The 10,388-nt window shown below is 70.4% G+C and carries 7 protein-coding genes; 5 read left to right on the forward strand and 2 right to left on the reverse strand.

The genetic code is table 11. The annotated features are described in order from the left end of the window. Positions 1-27 precede the first annotated feature (27 nt). The 4 genes from OHA11_RS32605 (at position 28) to OHA11_RS32620 (ending at position 4,906) form a co-directional block, all read left to right on the forward strand. Complete coding sequence (locus tag OHA11_RS32605; protein WP_266502501.1) at positions 28-1,419, forward strand: amidohydrolase family protein; 1,392 nt, start codon at positions 28-30, stop codon at positions 1,417-1,419. Positions 1,420-1,692: 273 nt separating this feature from the next. Beyond that, positions 1,693-2,931 (forward strand): MFS transporter, encoded by a 1,239-nt coding sequence (locus OHA11_RS32610; protein ID WP_266502503.1) that lies wholly within the window; start codon positions 1,693-1,695, stop codon positions 2,929-2,931. Positions 2,932-3,110: 179 nt separating this feature from the next. Further along, the gene (locus tag OHA11_RS32615) at positions 3,111-3,590 is read left to right on the forward strand and encodes a DinB family protein (protein WP_266502505.1); all 480 of its coding nucleotides are present in this window, start codon (positions 3,111-3,113) and stop codon (positions 3,588-3,590) included. Next, a complete protein-coding gene (locus OHA11_RS32620; RefSeq protein ID WP_266502507.1) occupies positions 3,587-4,906 on the forward strand; it encodes a MalY/PatB family protein in 1,320 nt (439 codons plus the stop codon). Before OHA11_RS32615 ends, OHA11_RS32620 begins: the two co-directional genes overlap by 4 nt. A 49-nt stretch (positions 4,907-4,955) precedes the next feature. Here the strand turns inward: OHA11_RS32620 and OHA11_RS32625 are convergent, their stop codons facing one another. Then, positions 4,956-5,522 (reverse strand): ABATE domain-containing protein, encoded by a 567-nt coding sequence (locus OHA11_RS32625; RefSeq protein ID WP_266502508.1) that lies wholly within the window; start codon positions 5,520-5,522, stop codon positions 4,956-4,958. A 334-nt stretch (positions 5,523-5,856) separates the two neighbouring features. On the opposite strand from OHA11_RS32625, the gene OHA11_RS32630 reads away from it, so the two are divergent. Further along, positions 5,857-8,523 (forward strand): glycoside hydrolase family 97 catalytic domain-containing protein, encoded by a 2,667-nt coding sequence (locus OHA11_RS32630; RefSeq protein WP_266502510.1) that lies wholly within the window; start codon positions 5,857-5,859, stop codon positions 8,521-8,523. 138 nt (positions 8,524-8,661) lie between these two features. Here OHA11_RS32630 and OHA11_RS32635 read toward each other — a convergent pair whose 3' ends face one another. Then, a complete protein-coding gene (locus OHA11_RS32635; RefSeq protein ID WP_266502512.1) occupies positions 8,662-10,101 on the reverse strand; it encodes an aldehyde dehydrogenase family protein in 1,440 nt (479 codons plus the stop codon). Positions 10,102-10,388 lie beyond the last annotated feature (287 nt).

Genomic DNA, 10,388 nt, shown 5'->3' on the forward strand with positions numbered 1-10,388 from the left:
CTCCGCCGTATCGAAGGAAGACCTCTCATGAACGTCAACGACACCACCAGCGCCGCCGTGCTCGAAGAGCTCCGGCGCAGGCCCGCCGACCGGCGGCGCATCCTGTTCACCGGCGCGACCATCGTCACCATGGACCCCGACCTCGGTGTCATCGACGGCGGCGACCTCCTCGTCGAGGGCGACACGATCACCGCGATCGGCCGCGACCTCGACGCGGGCGACGCCGTGGTCGTCGACGCCACCGACACGATCCTCACCCCCGGCTTCGTCGACACGCACCGGCACGCCTGGGAGGCCCAACTGCGCCGGATCATGCCGGACGTCGACGACCTCGGCGGCTACGTCATGGTCACGCTCGCCGGGTACGCCACCGTCTACCGGCCCGAGGACATGTACATCGGTACGAGACTGGCGGCGCTGACCGCGATCGACAGCGGCATCACGACCATGCTCGACTTCTCCCACAACTCCCGTACCCGCGAGCACTCCGACGCCGCCATCACGGCCCTCGTCGACACAGGCATCCGCGGCGTACACGCCTCGATGGGCCCGCACTTCGGCGAGTGGGACCGGCAGTGGCCCGGCGACCTCACCCGCATCAAGGACCGGTACTTCAGCAGCGACGACCAGTTGCTGACGCTGCGCCTGGCGACCCTGGCCACCGACGAGATCGCCGGACCGGTACTCGCGTACGGTCCCGAACTCGCCCGCGTGGCAAAGGAGTTGGGCGTCGGAGTGAGCGTGGACGCCGTATTCGGCACGTCCGGCTCCGAAGCGGTGCTGCGCTGGGCCAAGGACGGCATCCTCAGCCCCGACGTCACGCTCATCCACTCCACCGGGCTGACCTCCGAGGCCTGGCGGGCGATGGGCGAGACCGGCACCACCGTCGCCCTCGCCCCGACCTCCGACGCGCAGATCGGTCTGGAGACCGCGATCCCCGCCGTCGACGAGGCCCTGGCCGTCGGCATCCGGCCCGGACTGAGCATCGACGTCGAAGTCGCCCTCGCCAGCGACATGTTCACGCAGATGCGGGCCCTGCACGCCATCCAGCGGATGCGCGCGGTCAACGCCGCCTACGGCACCGGCGGCGACCTCTCCCGCATCACCACCCACGACGTCCTCGACTTCGCCACCCTTCAGGGCGCCCGCACCAACGGCCTGGCCGCCGTCACCGGTTCACTCACCCCGGGCAAGAAGGCCGACCTGCTGGTCATCCAGGCGGAGGACCTCAACAACATGCCGCTCAACGACCCGATCGGCACGGTCGTGCTGGGCTCCGACGCCCGCAACATCAGTGCCGTCCTCATCAACGGCGAGCCCCGAAAGTGGGACGGCCAGGTCCTCGACGTCGATCTGGCCGCCCTGCGCGGCGAGGTGCACGCCTCGCGCGAGTACGTGCTGAACGCCCTGCCCGCCTGAGTTCCCCCGCTGCCCGAGCCCTCTCATCGACGGAGCTCTCCCGTCGCCTGAGCTCTCTCATCGACGGAGCTCTCCCGTCGCCTGAGCTCTCCCATCGACGGAGGTCTCCCGTCGACTGAGCAGTCGCTCGACTGAGTAGTCCCTCCATCGTCCCCCGGCCGTTCCTCTCCTCCCGCGGCCGGGGGACGGCCACCGTTTCGGCGGCGTCATCGGCCGATCGTGCCGCGTGCGAACACGCGGGGCGGCAGCCGGACGCCCCCTCCTGGAGTTCCCATGTCCCACCCCGTTCCCGCCACTACCCCCCGGCACACAGCTGCCGCGCCCAGTACCCCGGACCAGCCGCCCTCCTGGGCCCCCGCCGCCCCGGCCATCGCCCTGCTGACCGCACTCGGTGTCCTGATGGTCGGTCAGATGTACACCGTGCTCGCCCTGTTGCACCCCATGGCCACCGCGCTCGGCACCACACCGGAGCAGGTCACCTGGACCGCGACGGCGTTCGGTTTCGCCTACGCCGCCGGATTCCTCCTCGCCGGTCCGCTCTCCGACCGCTACGGTTCGCGGGCCGTGATCACCGTCGGGCTCGTGGCCGCCACGGCAGCCACGCTGGCGGTCAGCGCCGCCCCCGACCTCCCCACGGCCATCGCCCTGCGCGGCGTGCAGGGACTCGCCACCGCGACCTTCGCGCCGTCCGCGCTCTCCTACGCCGTCCACCACATCGCGCCACAGCGCCGCGGCACCGCCCTGACCTGCATCACCAGCGGCATGTTCGCCGCCGCCGTGCTCCTGCAGATCGGTGCCCAGGCCGTCGCGGCCGGGCTCGGCTGGCGCGCGGTCTTCTGGATCAGCGCCGCCCTGATGGCCCTGAGCCTGATCCTCGTACGCCGTGTTCTGCGGCCCACCTTCCGCCACGACACCGGCGGCGGTCTGCGCCAGGCGTTCGCGGCGATGCCACGGTTGCTGAGCCGGCCGCGCCTGGTCGCCCTGTACCTGTCGACCGTGGTCCTGATGTCCGCCTTCGTCGCCGTCTACACGGCGGTGGCGATCGCCGGACCGCCCGGCATCGCCGGGAACTCCTCGGCGATCCTCGCCCTGCGGGCCAGCGCGCTGCCCGCCCTGGTCGCCGTACCCGTGCTCGCGCCGGTACTCCAGCGCCTGGCCGCACCCCTGCGCGCGGTCCTCGCCATCGCACTGGCCGCCCTCGCCGTCGCGGCCGGCTCCTTCCTCGGCCCGCACACCGTGCCGCTGGCCTTCGCCCTGCTGCTGTTCGTGGCAGCCGTGGCAGCAGCGGCGCCCGCAGTCGTCGAGACGATCAACGCCGCCGCCCCGCACGCACGCGGCGCGGCCGTCGCCCTCTACGGATGCAGCATGTTCATCGGCGCCAGCCTGGGCCCGCAGCTCACCGGCGCTCTGACCGGCCTGGGCTTCGGCGGCATCCTCCGTGTCGTCGCCGCCGCGCTCGCCCTGGGCGTCTGCCTGGCCCTGCCGGCTCTCCGCCACCACCGAGCCGAATGACCTCTACTTGCACCCAAACTCAAGAAGTAACCTGTCAATAGGGTTTGTTTTGCTCATGGACTGCGCTGTTCTCGGCGCATTCTCTCTATTGACAGGCGATGGGACGACGCCTCACCCTGTCTCAGTAACCGCACAAAGTGGTTATCGCGTCGCCTCTCCATTGATGAGGAACCCCTCCCGTGCAAGATCAGATGCAAGATCAGAACGAGTACCTGTACTTCTTGCGTCGCGCCTTCGACGGCATGCTCGACGTGCTGGAGGAGCTGGGCGACGACCTGGCGAACACCCGTCCGCCGCTGCCCGGTGCGAACTCCGTCTACGCGATCGCGTACCACTGCGCGGCGGTCGCCGACTACTGGACCGGCCATGTCATCGCGGGACGCGAGGTCGACCGTGACCGCGCTTCGGAGTTCACGGCCACCGGGCACGGAAAGGACCTTCACCGACACGTCGACGCGCTGTTCGAGCGGCTCAGGGCCGATCTCGCTCAGGCGATCCCGACCTCGTCGCCGCGCAACACACCGCCCGCCGACTTCGAGGGCCCGGACCGCCCGTTGAGCGTGCGGGGCGTCCAACTCCACGTACTCGAAGAACTCGCCCAGCATCACGGGCAGATCCAGATCACCCGCGATCTGCTCAAGCAGGGAGCCTCCTCGTGACCTTCCTCGCGAACTCCGCTGAGAACGCCGAGTCGCCCGAGTCGCCCGAGTCGTACGAGCCCTCGGAGTCGCCCGAGCCCTCGGAGCCCTCGGAGTCGCCCGAGTCGCCCGAGTCGCCCGGGCTGTCCGGGCCGTCCGAGTCGCTGCGGCTGCTCGGCTTCGACGACCTGGACCGTGACTGGCTGCGCGCCCGCGCCAGTGTGAAGTGGCACCGCCCGGGGCCGAACGTGCTGCCCGCCTGGGTGGCGGACATGGACTTCCCCATACCCCCGGCGGTCACCGACGCACTGCGTGACGCCGTCGAGCGACGCGACCTCGGCTACCCGGACTGGCCGGACGGCAGCCCGCTGCGCGCCGCCTTCGCGCGACGGATGACCGACCGCTACGGATGGGCCGCCGAGGCGGACCGGGTACGCGAGCAGACCGATCTGATCCAGTGCCTCCAGCTCATCCTGCACCTGGCGACGAGCCCCGGCGACGCGGTCGCCGTCCAGACGCCCAACTACCCTCCATTCCTTGCCACGTTGGCGACCATGGGGCGGCTCGCCGTGCCCATCCCGATGCGGGACACGGACGAGGGCTGGCGCATGGACTTCGCCGCCCTGGACGCCGCCGTGGCGCGGGCGGGCTGCAAGAGTCTGGTGCTGGTCAACCCGCACAACCCGACGGGCCGCGTCCTGACCCGCGCGGAACTGGAAGAACTCGCCGCCCTCGCCCGGCGCCACGACCTGCTCGTCATCAGCGACGAGATCCACGCCGAACTGGTCTACGCCCCGCACCGGCACATCCCCTTCGCGAGCCTGTCCCCGGACGCGGCCCGCCGGACCGTGACGCTGACGTCCGCGACCAAGGCGTTCAACCTCGCAGCTATCCGTTGCGCCATCACCCACTACGGCCCGGACCGGCTGCTCGCGATGCGGGACGCGCAACCGCCGGATCTGTACGGCACCGTGTCCCCGCTCGGCGTGGTCGCCACCGAGGCCGCGTGGGGGCACGGCGACGCGTGGCAGCGGGAGTTGCTGACCGTTCTGGACCGCAACCGCCGCCGGGTCGAGCAGGTGCTGCGTACGCAACTGCCGCCCCTGCGTCATCACATGCCGGAGGCCACCTACCTGGCCTGGATCGACGCCCGCCCGCTGGGACTGGAGGAACCGCCGGTGGAGCGGGTGCGCAGGGCCGGTGGCGTTCAGCTCGATGGCGGCAGCCCCTTCGGGCCCGGCGCCGACGGGTTCCTGCGGCTGAACTTCGCGACGTCCCACGCCGTTCTGGAAGACATCCTGGCGGGCGTCGCCCGGGCGCTCAAGACCGACGAGTGATGATCCGGCAGCACCCTCACGGCGACCGTTGACCGTTGCCGGACGCCGGTCACACCGCGGACTGCTGCTGCTTCTGCCGTCGCCGGAAAGTGGCGGCCTTCTGTCTGTTCCCGCACTCCGCCATCCCGCACCATCGCCGAGCGCCGGAGCGGGACAAGTCCACGAACAGGCGCGTGCAGTCCTCGTTGGCGCACTCCCGCATCCGCGAGAACTGGGAAGAGCTCAACAAGTCCACGGCATCGCAGCCAACCGCTCCGAGGACCTCGTCGACGCTGCCGGTCCGCGTCGCCCGGCCCGACTCGTCGAGCTGACGCCTCGGCAGCGGAAGCCGGGCCGCTTCGTTCACCTCCGCGAGAGCGTCCTTGACGGTCGTATCCGCGTCGTCGCCCAGGGGCCAGTGACGGGCCAGCAGATAGACGGCCTCACGCAGCCGGCGGACTCGCTCCAGCCCTCGGGAGTCCACGGCACCGGGATCGTCCACGACGCCCGCCGCACCGATCCAACGCCGCAGGTCATCGGGGGAACCCAGCAGTTCGGTACGGAGGCTGCGCCGCCACAGCTTGGTGCCCGCCAGATCGAGGCACAGCCGGCCACTCACGAAAACGAACTCATCCACGTACCCATCTTGACAGGTGACGACACCTCGGTCCAGGGGCCTCAAAAGCTACCAAAAGAGGGGAAGTCTGCATGAGAGTAACTGTATGAAGCGGTCACTGCCGGGCGGGGTGTCCGCGCGTTTCCCTGACTCCTTCGAGCCGTTGAAATGTGTGACCTTTGGTATAGACCTTGACGTTAAATCCAACATGACCTGACACTGTCGCGCAAACCTCCACGCACGGTTCGACAAGCGCCCTTCGGTAAGCGCCCTTTCGACAAGTGCCTTTCGACCAGCGCCTCTTGACGCGAACTCTCCGAAGCTGTCCTCACCCCCCACTGGAGAAGGACGACGCATGCCCGCACCCACCCGCACCCCCACCCCCTCCCCGAGACCCCTGCCTCAGCGCTGCCTCCCGGCATTGCTGTTGGCCCTGCTACTGCCCCTGGCTCTCCTGGTCGTGCCGGCCCACACCGCGTCCGCGGCCGTGGCCGCGACCGACTGGACCGTCACGGGCCCGTCCGCCGGCTCCCCGACGGCGGCGCAGGTCACGCTGGACGACGGCACGCTCACCTTCGCCGCGTCCAGCAACGGCCAGACCGTGCTGTCACCGTCCCCGATCGGGATACGCACCGGCGCCGCCGACCTGACGAAGAACCTGACGTTCCTTCAGCGCGCCGACCGGACGGTCACCGAGTCGTACACGATGACCACGGGCAAGCAGCGCACCCAGCGGACCGCCTACACCGAGACCACCCTGTCCTTCTCGGGCACCGGCGGCGCCCGGCTCGACGTCGTGGTCCGCGCCTCGGACACCGGTGTGGCCTACCGCTATGTGCTGCCGGGCAGCGGATCGGTGACCGTGACCGGTGAGGCGTCGTCATGGACGGTCCCGGCCTCGGCCGCCGCATGGCTCGTACCGCCCCACACCGAGGACCAGGGCCAGTGGTTCGCCACCACCGCGGGCGGCGCTCCCACCGACAACTACCGCCAGCCCGCGCTGTTCCAGGTCGGCGGCGCGTACGCGCTGGTGGCCGAGACCGACCTCGACGGCCGGTACGCCTCGTCGAACCTGTCCCATACCTCCGGCTCCGGCACCTACACCACCCGGCTGGAGGGCGGGATCACCACCACGCTGCCGCTGTCGACGCCGTGGCGCACTGCGGCACTCGGCGACCTGGCGAGCGTCACCGAGTCCACGATCGTCGACGATCTGGCCGCGCCCTCCAAGGTCGCCGACACCTCCTGGGTCAAGCCGGGCGTAGTCGCCTGGTCCTGGCTGAGCGAACACGGCAGCCCGTCCAGCGCGACCCGGCAGAAGCAGTACATCGACTTCGCCCAGCGCCACGGCTGGGAGTACGTCCTCATCGACGAGGGCTGGTCCTCGTCCTGGGTGCCGGACGTCGTGTCCTACGCCAAGGCCAGAGGCGTACAGGTCATCCTGTGGTTCAACTCCTCCAGCCTGCGCACCGCACAGCAACGCGACCAGTGGCTGACACAGGTCAGGGACTGGGGCGTGGCCGGGGTGAAGATCGACTTCATCTACGAGTACACGCAGCCGACCCTGCAGTGGTACGACGCCGTCCTCGCCCAGACCGCGAGCCTGAAGCTCATGGCCAACTTCCACGGCGCCGCCATGCCACGCGGCATGCAGCGCACGTGGCCGCACGTGACCACGGCCGAGGCGGTGTACGGCGCGGAACAGTTCCGCAACCGGGCCGCCCTCAACACGATCCTGCCGTACACCCGGAACGTGGTCTCCAGCATGGACTTCACCCCCGTGGTGTTCAGCATGACCGGCCGTGACACCACCGACGCCCACGAACTGGGCACCGCCGTCGTCTTCGAGTCCGGCTGGCAGCACTTCGCCGACAGCCCCGAGAGCTACGAGGCACACCCCGAGGCGCTGCGCGTCCTCGACCAGCTTCCCACCGCCTGGGACGAGACCCGTCTGCTCGGCGGCAGCCCCGGCAAGGAGGCGTACGTGGCCCGTCGGGCCGGTGGGCGGTGGTACGTCGGCGGCATCTCGGCGCTGTCCGCCAAGACCTTCCAGACCCCGCTGTCCTTCCTCGGCACCGGGCAGTGGCTGGCCGAGACCGTCCGCGACGGCTCCGGCGGCCTGACCCGCGAGACCCGTGTGGTCACGAGCGCCGACGCCCTGTCCGTACCGGAGGCCGCCAACGGCGGTTTCGTGACGGCGCTGTGCCCCTACACCTCCGGCATGTCGACCTGCTCCCCGCAGGGGCAGGCAGGCGCGCTGAAGGGCAGCAAGTCCGGCCTGTGCGTGGATGTGCCCGGCACCAGTCAGGCCAACAGCACGCGGGTCACGCTGTGGGACTGCCACGGCCAGGTCAACCAGAACTGGACCGCGTCCCCGTCCGGGCAGCTCACGGTCTACGGCGGTGCGAAGTGCCTGGACGTCAGAGGCGGCGCCACGGCCGACGGTACGGCGGTGCAGATCTTCGACTGCAACAACTCCGCGGGCCAGCGGTGGACCGTCAACAGCGACGGCACGGTGGTCAACCCCAACTCCGGCAAGTGCCTGGACGCCACCGGAGGCAGTACCGACACCGGCACCCCGCTGCAACTGTGGACCTGCACCGGCGGCGCCAGCCAGACCTGGTACCGCTCGAACACCACCGCCGCCTACAAGGGGACTCAGTCCGGCCGTTGCCTGGACCTGCCCGGCGGCAACCAGGCAGGCGGCACCCGCCCGGTGCTGTGGGACTGCAACGGCGGCACCAACCAGACCTGGTTCTCCACGGTGACCGGTGAACTGACCGTCTTCGCCAACCGCTGTCTGGAGGCCGCCGGCGGAGCCACCGCCAACGGCACCGCCGTGCAGATCTACGACTGCAACGGCACCTACGGCCAGAAGTGGCGGGTCCGCTCCGACGGCACGATCGTCAACCTCGCCTCCGGCACCTGCCTGGACGCCTACGACAACGGCACGGCCAACGGAACGCGACTACAGCTGTGGACCTGCGACGGCGGCACCAACCAGGTGTGGACGAGGAGTTAGCCGGCCGTTGAGAACCGGCACGGCTGCGGGACCACCGCCAACGGCACCGCGGTGCAGCCCCCGGAACGTGCCGTCCGGGACGTCGGGCCGAACTCGCCCGGCGTCCCGGGCAGGTTCACCCGACGTCCCGGACAAGGTTCAGACGCGGGGCGCGGGGTGGACGAAGTGCTTGGTCTCCTGGAACTCCTCCAGGCCGCGCACCCCGTTGAGACGGCCCACGCCGGACTGTTTGAAGCCGCCCTCCTCGAACTGGTCGTGGATCACGGCCCAGACGTTGGTCCACACCGTGCCCGCCTTGATCTCCCGGCCGACGCGTACCGGCCGGTCCACGTCGCGGGTCCAGATCGAGGCGGCCAGGCCGTACTCGGTGGCATTCGCGCGCTCGATCGCCTCCGCCTCGGTGTCGAAGACCTCGAAGGTGGCGACGGGGCCGAACACCTCCTGCTGGACAATGGGCGTGGCGACATCCGTGACCTCTACCAGGGACGGCCGGATGAAGGCGCCGTTGCGCTCGCCTCGGACCACGATGTCGGCGTAGGCGGCGGCGTCGGCCACCGTGCGCTCGACGCGCTCGGCGTTGTGCTCGTCGATCATCGCGCCCATCTCGCTGGCCGGGTCGTCACCCGGGCCGATCTTGACCGCTACCAGGGCCGCGGTGAGCCGTAGGCGCAGCTCGTCGGCGATGCCGCGCTGAACCAGGATGCGGCTGCCGGTCATGCAGAACTGCCCGGTGAAGGTGGTGACGGCCTTCGTGAGCACGGGCACCGCGGCGTCCAGGTCAGCGTCGTCGAAGACGATCATCGGGGTCTTGCCGCCGAGCTCCAGGGACAGTGGCTTGAGGGTGGGCGCGGCCTGCTCCATGATCTTCCGGCCCACCGCGGTCGACCCGGTGTAGCTGAGTACGTCCACCTCGGCGGCGGAGACCAGCAGCGGGGCGCCGTCGTTGCCGGACTCGGTGAAGATGTTCAGCACGCCTGCCGGGAGGCTGGTCGTCGACGCGACGACTTCACTGAGCAGACCGTTGACCAGGCCGGTCTGGGCGGGCAGCTTCATCGCCACGGTGCAGCCCGCGGCCAGGGCCGGGGCGAAGGAGCGGACCGCGAGCACGACGGGGGAGTTCCACGGCACGATGACACCGGCGACGCCGGCCGCCTCGCGCAGCGTCATGGAGTACAGGCCGGGCCGGACCTCGGCGGCGCTGCCGTGGTCGGCGAGAGCGAGCGCGGCGTAGTAGCGCAGCTTGGGGACGGTCAGGTCGATCTCGAAGGCGGCCTCGCCGAGGATCTTGCCGTTCTCGCGGGCCAGCAGCCGGATGAACTCCTCACGGCGGGCTTCGAGCAGATCGGCCATCTCGAACAGGGCCTTGGCCCGCAGCTGGCGGTCCCGGGCCCAGTCGGTGGTGTCGAAGGTGTGGCGGGCGGCGGCGATCGCGGCCTTCGCCTCCTCGGCGCCTCCGTCGGCGAAGGTACCGAGTACCTCGCCGGTGGCGGGGTTGCGGGACTCGCTGTGCTTGCCGGAGTCGGTCCACTGTCCGGCTATGAAGTGGCGGGCGTGCGGGAGGCTGGCGGGGCTGGTCATCGCGGAGATGCTTCCTTAGTTCTCGGACGGACAACTGGTCGGTCGGGTCAGGTCGGATCAGATCTGATGAGCGATGTGCTCCAGCGCGGTCGCGCGGAGGCGGCGCGCGAGCCCGGCGCCTGCCGACAGGCGGCGGTCCGTGGTTCGGCGAGGAAGGTCAAGCCGATGCGGGGAGAGGCGGCAGGTGCGCCGGACGTGGCCGCCGGGTCCCGGCCGACCAGAGGCGGGGTGCCCTGCGAGGCGGGGCGTACCGGGCCGGCGGCGAGCACGAAGGGTGATCCCCACCT

The organism is Streptomyces sp. NBC_00878 (assembly GCF_026341515.1).
GTDB lineage: Bacteria > Actinomycetota > Actinomycetes > Streptomycetales > Streptomycetaceae > Streptomyces.

Bases quoted from the DNA above. Each gene is read 5' to 3' on its own strand.
- OHA11_RS32630 (WP_266502510.1), top strand. From the start codon at position 5,857: ATGCCCGCACCCACCCGCACCCCCACCCCCTCCCCGAGACCCCTGCCT.
- OHA11_RS32635 (WP_266502512.1), bottom strand. From the start codon at position 10,101: ATGACCAGCCCCGCCAGCCTCCCGCACGCCCGCCACTTCATAGCCGGA.
- OHA11_RS32610 (WP_266502503.1), top strand. From the start codon at position 1,693: ATGTCCCACCCCGTTCCCGCCACTACCCCCCGGCACACAGCTGCCGCG.
- OHA11_RS32605 (WP_266502501.1), top strand. From the start codon at position 28: ATGAACGTCAACGACACCACCAGCGCCGCCGTGCTCGAAGAGCTCCGG.